This window comes from Streptomyces phaeolivaceus, from assembly GCF_009184865.1.
In the GTDB taxonomy this organism is placed as follows: Bacteria; Actinomycetota; Actinomycetes; order Streptomycetales; family Streptomycetaceae; genus Streptomyces; species Streptomyces phaeolivaceus.
This window is the reverse complement of record NZ_CP045096.1, coordinates 9,019,906-9,035,656: the sequence shown is the minus strand read 5'-3', so window position 1 is coordinate 9,035,656 and position 15,751 is coordinate 9,019,906. Positions and strand designations below refer to the sequence as shown.

Annotated in this window: 8 protein-coding genes, 1 tRNA gene and 2 pseudogenes; 1 reads left to right on the top strand and 10 read right to left on the bottom strand. The window is 70.3% G+C overall.

Annotated features, from left to right (window positions below; all coding sequences use genetic code 11):
* Window positions 1–10: 10 nt before the first annotated feature.
* The 10 genes and pseudogenes from F9278_RS41215 to F9278_RS41170 form a co-directional block, all read right to left on the bottom strand.
* Window positions 11–1,198 (bottom strand): MFS transporter, encoded by a 1,188-nt coding sequence (locus tag F9278_RS41215; protein WP_152172872.1) that lies wholly within the window; start codon window positions 1,196–1,198, stop codon window positions 11–13.
* 175 nt (window positions 1,199–1,373) lie between these two features.
* Window positions 1,374–1,447: transfer RNA gene (locus F9278_RS41210), tRNA-Pro, on the bottom strand.
* A 48-nt stretch (window positions 1,448–1,495) separates the two neighbouring features.
* Entirely contained in the window at window positions 1,496–2,746 is a 1,251-nt protein-coding gene (locus tag F9278_RS41205; protein WP_226967156.1) for an FxsB family cyclophane-forming radical SAM/SPASM peptide maturase, read from the bottom strand.
* Window positions 2,743–2,946 carry a hypothetical protein gene (locus F9278_RS41200; RefSeq protein WP_152172871.1) on the bottom strand — a complete coding sequence of 68 codons (204 nt, stop codon included), beginning with the start codon at window positions 2,944–2,946 and terminating at the stop codon, window positions 2,743–2,745. The genes F9278_RS41205 and F9278_RS41200 overlap by 4 nt, the downstream gene beginning before the upstream one ends.
* A 199-nt stretch (window positions 2,947–3,145) precedes the next feature.
* On the bottom strand, window positions 3,146–7,129 hold the full coding sequence (fxsT, locus tag F9278_RS41195; RefSeq protein ID WP_152172870.1) for an FxSxx-COOH system tetratricopeptide repeat protein: 3,984 nt from the start codon (window positions 7,127–7,129) through the stop codon (window positions 3,146–3,148).
* Between the two features lie 120 nt (window positions 7,130–7,249).
* On the bottom strand, window positions 7,250–8,494 hold the full coding sequence (locus F9278_RS41190; RefSeq protein WP_193241858.1) for a TIR-like protein FxsC: 1,245 nt from the start codon (window positions 8,492–8,494) through the stop codon (window positions 7,250–7,252).
* Window positions 8,495–8,714: 220 nt separating this feature from the next.
* Complete coding sequence (gene fxsT, locus F9278_RS41185) at window positions 8,715–12,452, bottom strand: FxSxx-COOH system tetratricopeptide repeat protein (RefSeq protein WP_226967155.1); 3,738 nt, start codon at window positions 12,450–12,452, stop codon at window positions 8,715–8,717.
* A gap of 94 nt (window positions 12,453–12,546) precedes the next feature.
* Window positions 12,547–13,532, bottom strand: a protein-coding gene (locus F9278_RS41180; protein ID WP_404818858.1) for an IS5 family transposase whose coding sequence is annotated in 2 segments (ribosomal slippage) — window positions 12,547–13,122 and window positions 13,125–13,532 — 984 coding nt in all. Because the reading frame shifts where the segments join, the coding sequence is not laid out codon by codon here.
* A gap of 77 nt (window positions 13,533–13,609) precedes the next feature.
* Window positions 13,610–13,753 (bottom strand): annotated as a pseudogene (locus F9278_RS48920) (AAA family ATPase); the annotation flags it as partial.
* An 884-nt stretch (window positions 13,754–14,637) separates the two neighbouring features.
* Window positions 14,638–15,549, bottom strand: coding sequence for a YceI family protein (locus F9278_RS41170; protein ID WP_152172866.1), 912 nt, complete (start codon window positions 15,547–15,549; stop codon window positions 14,638–14,640).
* A 66-nt stretch (window positions 15,550–15,615) separates the two neighbouring features.
* Between F9278_RS41170 and F9278_RS48915 the strand changes: the two are divergent.
* Window positions 15,616–15,711, top strand: a pseudogene (locus F9278_RS48915) (hypothetical protein); the annotation flags it as partial.
* Between the last annotated feature and the right edge of the window lie 40 nt (window positions 15,712–15,751).

Genomic DNA, 15,751 nt, shown 5'->3' with positions numbered 1-15,751 from the left:
AGTCAACGCCCTACGCGGGGCGTTCCTCGCTCACTATCCTTCGACCGTGACCGAGACCGAACCCCCACGCCCCACGGACCCGCACCACGCCGACCCGCGCCGCGCGGACCTGCGCCACGCCGACGGCGTTGGCGGCGACGGGGACGGTGGCGATCCAGGTGTGTGCCTCGGTGAGCATGCCCGTCGGTACGATCCGGCCCACGAGGGAGATGTAGACGGTGAGGCAGGGGGCGATGACGCCGCCGCCGAGCACGAGTGCGGCGCCCAGCGCGGTGGGACCCGGCATGACGGCGAGCGCCGCGAGGCTCACGGATACGCAGCCGAGCAGCCACGCGAGCTGCTGGGGCAGGGGTGAGCGGGGCGGCCAGGCTCCGTACCAGAGTCCGCCCAGTCCGGATCCCAGGCCCCACACCGCGAGCAGCAGACCTGTCAGCCCGGCGGAGTCGTGGCCCGAGTGCTGGGTGGCGTAGGCGGGCACGGCCACGCCGACGGCGCCGAACCCCGCCCCGAGCGCGCCGACGCAGCCCAGGAGCACGGTGAAGCCGGACGACCGCAGCGGGCCCAGGCCGCCTGTCCTGACCTGGGAGCGCTGGGGACGCTGGGCACGCATCACGACGCCGCCGGCCAGCACGGTGGTGCCGGCCAGCATGACACCAGCGGCTGCGAGGATCGCGGCGGCCGGGGTCGCGACCACCCCGAATATCCCCACCAGCAGGGGGCCTACGACAAAGACGAACTCGTACAACGCCGTGTCCGCGGCCAGCACGGTCCCGCGCAGTCCGCCCCGGCCGGTCGTCGGCGCGGTCAGCTGGTTGCACGCACGGCGGATGGCCGGGGTGAGCGGCGGGTAGGTCGCGCCGGCGGTGACGGCCGTCGCGCACAGCAGAGGCAGTCCGCTGTCGTCGCGGACCGTGAGGACCAGTACGGCGAGCGCTGCCGCGTGGGCGAGGGCGGCACCCAGAAGAACCGGTGAGGGGCCCAACCGGTCGGCGAGCCGCCCGATCACCGGGCTGGCCGCCACCCCGGCCAGGGCGTACAGGCCGACCGCGAGGCTGGCGTACGCGTAGCGCCCGGTCGCGCGTTCGGCGGCCACCACGGCAACCGCCGCCAGAACGAAGCCGGTTCGGCGCAGGACAGTGTCCGGCACTCGCGACAACGACGGCACGAACCCGGTGTCGCGCGCCACGACGCCACGCACGCGGTCAACGTCGTCACCGACCTCGTCTCAACCTCGAACATGACACGGTCAAGGGCACTGGTCCGCGACCGGACCCCGACCGGACCCCCGACCGGACCTCCGAGCGGTCCCAAAAACGATCAAGGGGCCGTCCTGGATTGCTCCAGAACGGCCCCTGAACTGCGACTCCGTCGAGTCGGGACGACAGGATTTGAACCTGCGACCCCTTGACCCCCAGTCAAGTGCGCTACCAAGCTGCGCCACGTCCCGTTCGCGCCGTCCACGATGTTCCGTGTGAAGGCGCAGGTAAACCCTACCCTACGTACCCCTGACATCCGGCTCGGGCAAGACCTGCGACGCGCCTGCCAGGTCGGCCCGGACCCGGTTCCGGATGTGCAGGGTCAGCGCGGCCAGGTCGGCGCAGTAGACGGAGGGATTGCGGAAGCCGCTCCCGGAGGCGTACCGATGGGCGAAGAGTCCGCCGCCGCAGACGGTGAGCAGGGGGCAGCGCCCGCAGACGGGTCCGAGTCCCCGCGCGCCGGACTGCCGTTGCCGGATCAGCGGCTGGTCGAGGACGTCGTCGAGGGTGTGGCGGAAGACGTCGAGGCCGGTCTCCGGCGCCCCTTCGTAGGCGATCTTGAGGGAGTCGGACTGCTCGATGGAACCGTCGGTCTCGATGACGGCCAGGGTCGCCGGGGCCAGTCCGACGGACTCGGTCCGCATCGAGCCGCCGAGCACGCCCGCCATCAGCTCCTCGAAGAGCCGGACACCGGTCTCCCGCACGGGGGCGTCGTACCAACGGTCGAACACCTGCCGCAGCCAGTCCGCGTACGGGGTTTTTCCGGGGAGGGCCGTCATGCCCCGGGCGTCGACGGGCGGGTCCGCGGGCAACCGGTCGCGGCGGTCGGTGAGTCCGGGCGGCGGGGTGTCCCAAGTGCCGTGCGGCAGAAGGAGATCGATACGTGGCGGGCGAGAGGCGAGCAGCGCCTCGTAGGTGTCGACGGGGTCGTTGGCCAGGTCGATCGTGCACAGCAGGCCCGCGTACAGGGGGCGGTGCTCGGTGGATCCCAGTCGGCCGAGGCCCTCCGTCACCCGGCCGTGGCTCCCCTCGCCCTTCGGGAAGCGGCGGTGCCGGTCGTGGCCGGCCCGGGTGCCGTCGAGGCTGACGCTGACGCCCACCCGATGCCGGTGGAGCACGTCCAGGATGTCGGGGGTGAGCAGCACACCGTTGGTCTGCGCCGAGAAGCGGACGGGGACTCCCGCCGGTGCCAGTCCGCCGCCGAGAATCCCCAGCAACTCCCCCAGGCGCTCCGCCCCCAGCAGCAGCGGCTCCCCGCCGTGCAGCACGATCCGGACGTCGGGCAGGCGATGGGTCACGGCGTGCTCGGCGATGCGCCGGGCCACCTGCTCGGCCACGGCCGGTTCCATGACCCGGGGTTTGGCGCGCCAGCTGGTGTCGGCCGAGTGGTAGACGTAGCAGTAGTCGCAGTCCAGGTTGCAGCGGCTGTGCACCTTGAGGACGAACTGCCGCAAGGACACGGGCGTCGGCCGGACCGGCGGGGAGGTCACTCCATCGACGCTTCCGCCGCGTCGGTGAGCGAGGGAAGCGAGGACTCGAACTCGGCGATGTACGAAGCCTCCGGATGCGCGGCCTCCCGGGCGAGACGGCGCAGTACGTGACCGAGGGCGCTGTTCTCGGCGACGGTACCGGGGCGGTCCTCGGCAGGCCTGACCGGACCCGCGCCGGCAGGGGCGCGTCCAGCAGACACATCCGGCGAGGACAAGAAGGGTGACACCGCACTCCTAGGGGCCATGCTGACACGGGATGTCCGCCCGGCGGGTGACGCCCGTGGCGGTGAGCGGAGAATAGCAGCGAAGCAAAGGAAATCGGCGGGAAGCAACACAAAGCGCCGTAAAGAAGACCTCACCCCTCCGGATGGGACTCACACGGGTCCCCGGGGCGCGGAATCAGAAGGTGAAGGGTGGCTCGATGTCCGCGTCCAGTCGCACCCCGCTGTCCACCGCCTCGTAGGTCGGGTGGTCCACTCCCAAGGTCTGGGCGGCGAGTTGCAGAGCCTCACTGTAGTGCTCCTCCGACTCCTGAGTCACACCAGCCCCCGCGAGGTCGACCGCGAGGTTGGAACGCAGGGTGACGACGTCGTAGTGGTCGGCGCCCAGAGTCTCCAACACCCCGGCGAGCGCCTCGCGTTCGAGAGCGATGGCGGCTTCCGTCTCACCGGTGTCCACCAGGCAGTTGGCGTAGTTGATCATCGCGTCCAGGGTGTAGGGATGCCGTTCCCCGAGGGTGTCGGTCAGTGCCCGCAGGGCGCGTTCGGAGGTGGCGCGGGCGGCTGCCGCGTGGCCGCCGAGCCGTAGATAGATCGCCAGGTTGTTCTGGCAGCCGAGGGTGTAGGGGTGCGATTCCCCGAGCGTCTGCCGCTGGCGGGTCAGGATGTGATCGGCGTGATCGCGGGCGCTGTCGACATCGCCGAGGGCCGCGAGCACATTGGCCAGATCGGCGCGGGCGGCCAGGGTGTCCGGGTGGTCACGGCCCCGGTCCTCGGCGTACATCAGATGGACGGACCCGACGAGTTCACGGGCCTCCTCGTAGCGGCCGGCCCGGCGCAGCGCCACCGCGTGGTTCCGCTGAGTGGACAGGGTCTGGGCGTGGCGCGGGCCGAGCCTCTCCCACAGGAGTTGGCAGGTCTCCTCCAACAGGGCGAGGGCGGCCCGGAGATCGCCCGTCTCGCGCAGGTCGCGTGCGTAGTTGGAGGCCGCGCTGAGGGTGTAGATGTCCGTGGGTCCCTTGAGGTCGAGCCGGTCGCGGTAGACCCGCCGGTGGATCTCCAGTGCCGCGCGCCGGTCCCCGCACAGGTACTCGGAGACCCCGAGATTGCTGGCGTGCATCGACAGCCGCAGGTCGTCGGGCGGCCAGACCGCCTTGCTGGCCTCGTAGGTGGCGCGGTCCCATTCCCGGGCCTCGGCGTAGCGGCCCAGGGCGTTGAGGTCGGCGGCCACGTTCGCGGCGGCGATCAGCGTACGGCGGCGGCCCGGACCCATGAGGGCGGCCAGCCGTCGGTGGACGTCCAGGTCGTTGCGCCAGGCCTCGCGCGAGGCGCCCTGCGAGCGCAGGATGTTGCCGAGTTGGGTGCGCAGGCTCAGTACCTGGATGTCGTCGGGGCCGAGGCGTTCGGTCCACTCGGCGAGGACGCGTTCGGCGGTGTCCCGCCCGGAGCCCAGCAGATTGCGGCGCCACAGACAGCGGACCGTGTCGATGATCCACTGCTGCACCCCGGGGTCGTCGCTGCGGGCCGCCCGGCTGGGCCACAGATGCGGCAGCAGCTGCGCGTAGCGTGGCCAACTCTCGGGCGCGCCGGGGAACTTCGGGTTGCCTGCGGCCAGCACGGAGTGCACCACCGCACGTAGTTCCAGGCGTCGTTCCAGGGGCATCGAGTGGCGGATCTCGGCCTGCACCAGGCGGTGGACGACGACCGTGCCCTCCTCCTGGTCCGCCTGGGCCAGCCCGAACCGGTTGATCTCCTGGAAGACCTCGCTGATGGTCACCTCGTCCCGGGGTTCGTCCTCGCCGAGGGTGAGGGCGTCCATCAGGGAACGGGTGTAGAGCAGTTCCATGGGGATGGGATCGGCTCCGAAGAAGGAGCAGATCTCCAACAGGTCGGCCGCCGCAGGGCTGTTGGCGCGGATCTCCTCCAACGACACCAGCCAGCCCGCCATTTCGAGCGAGCGTTTCTCCGTGCGTTTGAGCAGCTCCGTCGCATGGGTGCGCAGCAGTTGCAGATAGCGGTCGACGGGCATGGCCGTGGCACTCAGCCAGACGGCGGCCTGGTGCACGGCGAGCGGGAGGTCGCCGAGTTCGTGGGCGATCTGCCGGCTGCTGTCCGGGGCGAGGCCCGGGTTGTGCCGGCCGAGCAGTGCCACGCTCTCGGCCCGGCTGAACACCTCGACCGGCAGCACGTCTCCGGCCTCTTCCCAGGTGCGGTCGCGGGAGGTGACGAGCACATGTCCGCCCCGTGAGGTCCCGGCGGGCAGCCACTCGGCGGTCTCCTGCGGTGAGCCCGCGCTGTCGAAGACGATCAGCCAGCTGCGGTACGGCGTCCCGCCGGCCAGGGCCCTGAGCACCCGTTGGGCGGTGAGCGCGGTGTCCTCCCCTTGCTCGATGCCGAGTTGGGGTGCGAGTCGGGCCAACTCACTCGCGATGACGGTGGGTTCGGCGGCCGGCACCCACCAGACCACATCGTAGGAACCACGGAAGCGATAGGTGTACTCGAGTGCCGTCTGCGTCTTGCCGACCCCGCCGAGGCCGACGAGCACCTGAGGCCTGGCGGAGTCCGAGGAGTACGAGGAGTCCGAGGAGTCCTCCGCGGTGAGCCGGTCCCGCAGCTCGTGCAGCAGCGCGTTCCGGCCGGTGAAGCCGCCGTTCCTCGGTGGCAGCGACTCCACGGACGGGTTGGTGCCCGGATAGCGCGGGGGTTCGGCGGTCGGCGGGGCGGGCGTGGCGCGTGCCGGGGTCGGCGCCGAGGGCGGCGGGCCGACGCTCTGCCGCAGCCGTCGTACCGCGTTCGCCGCGGTGAGGTGGGCGATGCTGGGGGCCGCGGCGAGGTCGAAGGGCGGGTCCAGGGCCCGTTCGCCGCCGTGGACGCGGACGGCGACCAGTTCGGGCGCCAGCGCGCGTTCCCGGCCGGTCAGGGCCCGCCAGAGCGCGGCGGACTGCGGTACCTCGGCGTACTCCTCGGACAGCAGGGCGAGGACCCGGCCCTCCTCCGCCAAGGCGCGCACCACCTCCGGGGCGGTCTCGCCGGACCCGGTGGCGGTGATGTCGTGCAGGGTGACACGGAAGCCCGCGGATTCCAGATGCCAGGCCGCCCACTCCGCCCAGATCCGGTCCTCCGGCGCGTAACTGACGAAGAGACAGGCGCTGATGGCGCGGCTCTTGTTCATGTACGCGGTGAGCAGCCGCTGCCGTTCCTCGTCCGGCAGCGGCACACCCCGCCGGACCTCGCCGTCGGTGAGCCAGTCCGTCAGCCGCTCACAGGCCTTCAGTACGGTGCCCTCCTGCAACGGCCGGTCACCGACGGGCGCGACGATCTCCTCGTAGGCGTAGAACGTCTTGTACGGGATCTCCACATCGCCCCAGTACCGTTCGACGCTGCTCTCCTCCAGCCAGGACAGATGGCCGCCGAAGACCTCGCGGGCGCGGTCGCGGCTGATCTCCAGGCGCTCGCGCTCGGCGTCCTCGACGCGCATGGGCACCGGCAGCAGCCGTATCGGCCGGCGGGAGCCCTTGGTGACGGCGCGGGCCACGTGCGCGGAGCCGCGCATGTTCTGCACGTTGTAGACGAAGCCCAGTACGAGGGTGTCGGGGAGGAGCACCGTGCAGATGCCCGAGCTGTCGGTGACCCCGGTGCGGCTGTCGATCAGGACGTAGTCGTAGCGGGCGGCCATCTCCTCGCGCATCTCCAGCAGGAACGATCCGCCGCCGAGCCGTTCGTAGAAGGCGTGCCAGTCGAAGGAGGTCACGGAGTCCGAGTAGGCGGCGTTCTGCCGGCCGGCGGGCAGGAAGTCAAGCCGTCCGCCGCTCGCGAATCTGAGGTCGAGGCCGACGACGTACGGCGTGAGGTCCAGTGTCCGGCGGAACCAGCCGTCGTCCTCGGGGGCCTCCTCGCGGCCGGGCAGGAGCACCGCCTGCTGGTAGGCGCGCAGCAGGTCGATCAGGCCGTCGGTGTCACGCAGTTCGGGGTCGGTGAGCAGCGGGTGGAAGTAGCTGTGCAGGCCCGGGGCCTCCAGGTCCCAGTCCACGGCCAGGACGCGTTTGCCCCGACTGGCCAGGATCCAGGCCACGTTGGCCAGGGCCATGGTGCGGCCGACGCCACCCTTGAACGAGTAGAAGGTGACGACCTGGCCTCGGCCGTCCGGCGCGCTGGAGGGGCTCATCCGGTCTCCTGGGCAGTCGTGGTCGGGTGGGCGGTCGGGGTCGGGCGGGCGGGGCGGCGGGTCGCCCGGTGGTCGAAGAGGCGGTCGAAGAGGTGGTCGAAGAGGTGGTCGAAGGGGCGGTCAGAGGCGGGGCATCGAGGGTGGCGGGGCGCCCGGCGGCAGGCGTCGGACATGGCCGCTGGCGGCGATCCGGTTCTGGGTCACGGTCACCGCGCGGGCCAGCGTGTCGTCGAACTCGTGCTGGTCGACGTGGACCCAGAACACCGGGTCATGGGGGTCGTTGCGCCGCATCCAGTTGCGTTCGAAGACTCTCTTGACCGCGTCCCACAGTGCCTGGTTGTCCGTGCCGGACTCCCGGTCGTGCTCGTGGCAGGGCACCAGGACCGCGGTCGTCGGGTGGTACAGCTCGTCGTAGCGCAGGAGCGCGCCCCGGTACGGTGCCTCGCGCGCCGACCAGGCGTCCACCAGCAGGACACACGCCTGGTTGAGGTGCCGGGCCCGGTTGAGATGCCGGATCAGCTGGGGGCTCACCGCCTCGACGCTCGCGGTGTGTCCGTCGCCGGTGATGACCCGCTTGGCCCGTTCCACCACGGTCGGCACCCGCGGTGGACTGTAGGGCGCCCACATCCAGGGCGCCTCCCCGTAGTACGCGGTGTGCGAACGGCCCATCGGCGGCTGCTCCTTGGTGCAGGCCGCGACGAATATCCGTACGTGGCCGGTGAGTTCCGGCACCTCGTTGACGGGAAAGCAGCCCCGCACCTCGGAGAGGTCGAAGGCGGGCGGCTCGTCGGTGGGCAGGTTGAACGGGTCCGCCGCCATACGGACCCGGCGGGCGATCTCCCGGACGACGTGCCGGTACGCGGGTCCGCCCGGGTCGGACTGCATCAGTTGCAGCAGCCCGTGTCTGAGGTACTCCTCCCCCAGCCCCGGTTCGGTGTACTGCACGGCCCTGACCTCGGCGGGCATCCTGCGCTGCGGCACCGGCTCCCAGAGCACGGGGACCAGCGCGCGCGGCGGTACGGAGGTCATCTCCTGATAGCGCCTCACCCGTGCGGCGAAGTGGGTCCACTCCTTGCCGCAGTACTCGCTGCGGAAGTACGCCGGAGAGTAGAGCGCGACCATGGATCTGCAGGAACCGACGGCACGGCTCAGCTCCAGCAGCCAGTCGTCGCCGAGCATGATGTTCACGACGTCACGGAAGGTGGGCTGCCTGGCTGTCACCGGGCCCGGGAGGTCGAGGGCCTCCAGCAGGTCGTTGTAGAACCGCCCCACGTACGCCGCCCGGTCGTCCCGCCTGGCGTAACTGAGAAAGAAGTACGGCTGATCCAAGGCGCCCCCCAGCATGCCCCACCGCATCAACGGCATCGAGGGTCCTACCCTGCCGCCGCCGATCTCAGACATACGGACGACCATCGAGTGAACGCGCGGCGACCGGGGCCGAGTTCGGGGGACGGACCGGGTTCGAGGGAGGGGGACGGACCGGGTCCGGGCGGCGGGACCGGAGCGGCCGGGGCCCCGCGGGCGGGTTCGCCCGCGGGGCCCGGTCGTCGTTCTCCGGCCGCGTGATCCGCCGACGCGGCGGCCGTCAGGTGACCGGCGGCTCGATGTCCGCGTCGATGGGCTGCCGGCGGGTCACCGCCCGGGTCATCGGATGGTCGCCGCCGAGCTCCCGGCTCTCGCGGGCGCGGCGTTCCGCTTCCGTGTGCAGCCGCTCGGCCTCGCCCGACTCGTCACCGCGCAACTGGACGGCAAGGTTGGAGGCGCCCGCGATGGCCAGATGGTGATCGGGGCCGAGCACTTCGCCGAGTCCCTCGTACGCCTCGCGCCCCACCACCGCGGCCCGGTCCCGCTCGCCGTTCCCGGACAGGTCCGTCGCGTGATTCAGCATGCAGGTGAGGGTGTAGGGGTGGCGCGCTCCGAGGAGTCGACGGAAGCGGTCCAGGGTGCGGGTCGACAGTGCCAGCGCGGCCTCCGACTCACCGGTCAGCCGGAGCAGTACGGCCAGGTTGGTGGCGCAGGCGAGGGTGAAGACGTGGTCCGGTCCGAACCGGCGCTCGTAACGGCCGAGGGTTTCCGTGACCAGTCGCCGGCCTTGAACCGCGTCCCCCCGGTCGTACAGGTCCGCGCCCAGATTCGTCGCGACGGCGAGCGTGTCGGGATGGTCGGGACCCAACTGCTTCTTCGCCTGTTCGAGAGTGTCGCTGGTCAGCGTGTACGCCGTCTCGTAGTCGCCGAGCCTGCGGTGCAGGACCGCGGCGCCGAGGGAGGCCCGGAAGGTGATCAGGTGGTCGGGTCCCAGCACGCGCCTGCTGCGCTTCAGCGTGTCCTCGATGAGCTTCAGCGCCTCCCGGAACGCTCCGGCCGCGCGGAGGTCCCGGGCGTAGTTGGTCGCGGTGTTGAGAGTGGAGCGATGGTCCGGTCCGGAGATCTCCCGGCGCAGCTTGAGCAACTCCCGGTCGGTGTCCCGGGCCGCCTGCCGGTTCCCGGAGAGGAACTCGGACACGGCGAGGTTGTTGGCCGCCGAGAGCGTCCGCGGGTGGCTGTCGCCGAAGACCCGCCGGGTGCCGCGCAGGGTTTCCCGGTCGCGTTCCATGGCGTCCGCGTACCGGCCGACACTGCGCAGGTCGGAGCCGAGGCTCATGGCCGCGCCCAGGGTGTAGGGGTGGTCCTCGCCGAGGATCCGGCTGGCCCGCTCGTAGACGTCCCGTGTCACGTCGTACGCCTCCGGCAGACGGCCCTGGTCGCGCAGCGCGTTGCCGAGTTCGGTGCGCAGCCGCAGGACGAGCGCGTCGTCCTCGCCGAAGCGGGGCAGCCAGCTGTCGAGCACCCTCTCCGCCGTCCTGTTGGCCGTGTCGGCGTCGCCACTGCGCCACAGGTAGCGGACCGTGTCACAGATCCACTGCCGTACCTCCAGGTTGTCGCTCTCGTCGGCTTCGGTGGGCCACAGGTGACGAAGGAGCGCGGCGTAGCGTTGCCAGTTGTCCGATTCGTCGGGTGCCTTGGGGTTGGCCTGTCCCAAGGCGGATCGGGCTCGTTCCCTCATGGTGACCTGTTGTTCCGTGCTGAGCTGGTCCCGGAACACATGCTGGATCAGGCGATGCATCATCAGAGTGTCGGTCCGCTGGTCGGCCTGTGCGAGTCCGCTGCGGACGGTCTGTCCGTAGAGCCGCCCCATCAGCAGCGGGTCGGAGAGGCTCGGGTCGTGCCCTTCGAGCAGTTCGAGCGCGGGCCGGCTGCTGAACAGGTCCCGCGGAATCGGGTCCGGTCCGAAGAAGGCGCACAGTTCGAGCAGGGCAGCCGCGGCTGGTGTGCGCGTTTTCAGCCGGTCGAGTGACCAGCTGACCGCTGCCGACGTCGGGTAGTCGGGGGCAGACTGGCTGCCCAGAATGTCGGTCATCTTGGTTCGGAGCATCTCCACATAGGTGTCAACGGGCATGGCCGACTCCTGAAGCGAAGCGGCGGCGAGGCTCACGGCCAGCGGGAAGTCCCCGAGTTCCTCGGCCACTCGGGCCGCTTCCACCGGCTCAAGCCCCGGGTTGTAACGGCGTAGCAGCGCGACGCTCTCCTCACGGGTGAAGAGGTCCACCTCGATGCGCGCGGCGCGTTCGGTCCACGCGGGATTCCGCGAGGTGATGAGGATGTGACGACCAGGCCCACCGACCGGCACCAGGCCCTCCAAGTCCGCCGGCTTCTCGGCGTTGTCGAAGACGATCAGCCAACGCGCGTGAGGGATACCTCGACGCAGCTTGTCCCAGACCTCGTTGCGTACGGCCGCCGTCAAGCCCCCATCATCGAGGGGCACACCGAGGTACCCGGCGAGAAGACTCACCTGCTGAAGGATCTGCGTCGGCTCCGCGGCGTTGATCCACCAGACGAGGTCGTAGTCCGACTCGAAGCGGTAGGCGTACTCGAGCGCGAGCTGCGTCTTGCCCACTCCGCCCAACCCGTGGAGCGCTTGCGGCAGGACGGCCGTGGTGCCACCGAGCAGGCCGTCACGCAGACGCTCCATGAGTGCGGGGCGGCCGGTGAAGATCGCGTTGCGCTGGGGTCGCCCCCCGACGACTCGCGGTCGAGTACCGGGAAGCCGGGCCGACCCGGCCAGAGCGGCGACTGTGGAACGGGGCCCCCTCTCCCCCGAATCGGGGTGGTCGACGGCGGCGAGCAGACGGGCCACGGCCTCTTCCGCCGCGATGCCCACGAGACTGACAGTTGAGCGAGGCGCGAATTCCGCCGGAGCTGTTGATTCGTCCACCAGGAGGGGGACCACCGACCCGATCCGGCCGGACGGGTCCCTGCGGCTGACCCTCTGCCAGACATCCCGCGCCCGCGGCAGCGCGGTGTACCGCGGGGAGAGCAGGACGACCGTGCGCGCTTCACCGGCCGGCGTGCGTTCGAGGCCCGTCGGTATGACGGGTTCGGGCGTGACGTCGTCCACCTCGATCGGGGCGAGCGTCGCCTCGTAACCGGCCGCCCGCAGCACGGCCACGGTCCAGTCGGCCCAGAGCCTGTCGGTCGCGGTGTAGCTGACGTGGAAGTCCTCGCGCATGATCGGGGAGGTGCGCTCGTACTCGGCCCGCAGCGTCTGGCGGTACGGCTCCGTCATGTTGCTCAGCCGGGTCACCCGGTTGTCGGTGAGCCGGGCGGTCAGCCGTTCGAACGCGGCCAGCAGGGTGCCGTCCTGTCGGCGCTCCCCCACCGTCGCGGGGATCTCCTCGTACGCGTAGCCGGGCTTGTACGGGATCTCGACGCCGCTCCAGTACCGGTCCTGCTCCTCGGGCGGCACCCAGCCCAGGAACGGGGCCAACAGGCTGCGCGCCTGGTACCGGCCGGCCTCCAGGCGGTCGTGGCCGGCGTCCTCGACGCGCATGGGGACGGGAACGATACGGATGTCGCGGTGGGTGTGGGCGACCTGGCGGATCGAACGTGCGATGCGGGCCGCGCCGTTGACGCCCTGTCGGCTGAGGGTGAAGCAGTCCACGACGATGTCCGGCATGACGACCGTGCAGATGCTCGCGGTGTCGCTGAGGCCGGACCGGCTGTCGATCAGGACGTAGTCGTAGCGGGCGGCCATGTCGTCGCGGAGCGCGGTGAGGAAGTCGGCGCCGCCCACTCGGTGGAAGGTCCCCCAGTCGAAGGTGCTGACGGTGACCGCGTAGGTGTCGGGGTCCTGTACGCCGGCGGGCAGCAGGTCCAGTTCTCCGCCCGGCGGCAGGCGTAGTTCGGTGCTTACGGCGTACCGGTCGACGCGGGCCAGTTCCCGAATGCCGGGCCCCTCCTCACCCGGCACCACGACTTGGCGAGCGAAGTCGCCGATCATCTCCATGACACCGGCGCTCTCGGTGAGTTCGGGGTCGGCCAGCAGGGGTCGGAGATAGGTGTGGAGTCCGGGGGCCTCTAGGTCCTGTCTGGAGTTCGGATCACAAGTGTGGTGCGATGCTACGGAGCCAGAGCATCGCACCACACAGGTGCAGTCCGGCCTCGTAACTCTCCGGGTTCTTGTCGTACCGGGTAGCGATACCGCGCCAGTTCCGCAGCCGGTTGATGCACCGTTCCACGGTGTTGCGCTCTTTGTAGAGCGTCGCGTCATATGAGACTGGCCGGCCGCCGGCGCTGCCACGCTTCTTGCGGTTCGCGGCCTGGTCGACCTTCTCCGGGATCACGGCTCGGATCCCGCGTCGTCGCAGGTAGCGGCGGTTGCGTCGGGACGAATACGCCTTGTCCGCGGCCACCGCATCCGGCCGGGTCCGCGGGCGCCCGATCGGGCCGCGCACCTTCACCCGTTCCAGGACCGGGGCGAACTGCGGACTGTCACCGGCCTGCCCGGGCGTGAGGACGAACGCAAGCGGGCGACAGCGTCGGTCAGCCGCCACATGAATCTTGCTCGTCAGTCCGCCCCGGGAACGCCCCAGCTCGGCGGCTTTCAACCGGGCCCGGTGTCGTCGGCGGACCCGTCGCCGCTCGACGCGCGCCTCATCCTCAGCCTGTCCGTCCTGCGTTCTTTGTGCCTTGCCCTCGCCCCCTTTTCGGCCTCGACGGCCATTTCCAAGGCCGCCAACTGCTCGGGGTCCAGGGCCATCCCGGCGGCGTGATGATGGGCCCGGGCGGTCGCAGAGTCCACGCTGACCAGGCCCAAGTCGGCCTGGCCGCGGGCGGCGGCCTCAGCGATCACTGTTTGCATCAGGTCCTGGAAAACGCCCCGCCTCGCCCAGATCCGAAAGCGGTCGTACGTGCTCTGCCAGGGCCCGAACTCGGTCGGCAGGTCACGCCAGGGGCTACCCGTCCGGAACCGCCACATCACCGCGTTGAAGTGTTTCCGCAGGTCAGGGATGGGACCAACCGCGGCAATCGGGAGATGCGGCTCGATCAGGGCCCACTGCTCATCGGTGAGATCGCCTCGCGCCATGACTGATGGCCTATCAAGACCGAGCCCTCGCGCGCAGGCGATCTACCGAACTCCTGATCCAAACTCCAGACAGGCCCTAGGTCCCAGTCCACGACGAGCACGCGCAGACCGTTGCTGGCGAGGATCCAGGCGGTGTTGACCAGCGCCATGGTGCGGCCGGTGCCGCCCTTGAAGGAGTAGAAGGTGATGACGGTGCCCCGGCCGCGGTTGTCACGGGTCATGTTCCTGATCCTTCTCATAGGGCTGCGGTGAGGAGGCGAGACGGAGGTGATCCGGGATGTCCCCGGTGAGTTGAGCTTGAGAGTCCCGAGAAAGGAGACCGGTGTGTTCTGGCCGCTGGTAACCAGGCCGTTGACGGGCGGTATGCGGGCCGCGCCCGAGGGGATTCCGGACCGGCGCCCAGAGAAAAACGGGAATGAGCGCCTTCGCGTCCGCTCCCGACCTCAGAAATCGCTTCTGAAGTAGTTGGGAGTGTGAAGGGCGGGGAGGGTGGGACAGTGGGCACGGCATAGCTTTAACACAGTCGCCGAACTCATGACTCAATTCCGCGGAAGGGTCTTCGTGGAACCACTTGTCAAGCATCCCGTGTCCCGTGCTTGCGCGCATAGTTCAGGAAGAAACAGGGTTCCAACGAGCCCCCGAACTGCCGTACTCACGAGTTCCCTGTCGTGGAACGGACGGAATCGCTCGCCTCGGACGCTCGTCAACACCGGCGGATGCACAGGCGGTTCGGTCGCCTCCCGCCCCTCCTCACTCCATGACCGGTACCCCTCAGGGCTTGGTTCGGTCGAGTCGTACGGAGACAGAGAACGCACGCCTGCTCACGAAATGCCGCACAGCCGTTGCGCGTGCGCTCCCAGTCGCACTCCGAGCCGATGCTCGTCGGCGTGTTCGGCGATACGGTCCACGGCCTGCCGGAAGGGGACCACGGGTGAGCCCCCGGCCCCAGCCCCGGCCCCCACCCTCATCGCAGCGCGCTGTCGCAGGCGACATCGGTCGTCCCGGTCTCACCGTCTCGTTGCTCAAGGTGGCTGTCCGTGCTCTTCGCACGTCCCCAAGGCAGGCGGCGGCGTCAGCCGGCCTCTACACGCATCGGCGATCCGGGCTATTCCGGCGGAATGGGCGTGTCGTGCGTGCGGTACATCGCCTGGACGTCGAGTTCGAGTTGGATGGTCGGGCCGACGACCGCGATGCCGCGGGCGAGCATGGAGCGCCAGTTGAGGGTGTAGTCCTCGCGGTGGAGTTCGGACTTGGCGAGGGCGGCACAGCGGAGTTCCTCGCCGTAGCCGCCGTTGACGGTGCCGAGGTAGGTGGTGTCCAGGGAGACGGAACGGCTGACGCCGTGCATGGTGAGGCTGCCCTGGAGCGTCCACTTGCTGCCGCCCCGGTAGGCGAACCGGGTGCTGACGAAGTCGATGTAGGGAAAGCGTTCGACGTCGAGGAAGTCGCCGGAACGCAGGTGCGCGTCACGGGTGTTGTTGCCCGTGGTGATGCTGGACGCGTCGATACGGACATGCACGCGGGACTGCGTCATGTCCTGGGCTATCGCCAGACCGCCCTCGAAGCGTTCGAACCGGCCGTGCACATGCGCCATCCCGACGTGCTTCGCGATGAACCGGATCGCGGTGTGCGGCGGGTCGAAGAGCCAGGTGCCGGGGGCCGGGAGTTCCAGCGCCCTCGCCGACTGGAGCCACACCCGCTCCCGCGAGACACCCGCGTCCGGGAGCACCTCGACCGTCTCACGGTGCGGTTCCAGGCCCTCGGCCATGACCAGCATGCTGTAGGTGCCCGGCGGCAGGACGGCCGTGAAGAAGCCGTACGGGTCGGTCGTGCCGCGTGCGGCGACGCGGTGGCTGCGCAGTTCCGTGACCGTCACATCGGCCGCGCCCATGGGCTGGTTGACGGGGTCCAGTACCTCCCGGAGGACGACTCCCGCGCCGTCCGGGACGGGGAACGTGGAGCCTGCGGCGCCTCCGGGGGCATTCCTGAATCGCCGCCGGAGCAGTCCGAGGGGCATGGTGTTCACCTTTCGGTTTTCGTCGTTCGGTGCGCCTGATGGGGTGCGGGTCCGGTCGGTGCGCGGCTGGTCGGTGCGCGGCTGGTCGGTTCGGAGCTGGGCGGTTCGGAGCTGGGCGGTGCGCGGCTGGTCGGTTCGGAGCTGGGCGGTTCGGAGCTGGGCGGTGCGCGGCTGGTCGGTTCGGAGCTGGGCGGTTCGGGGC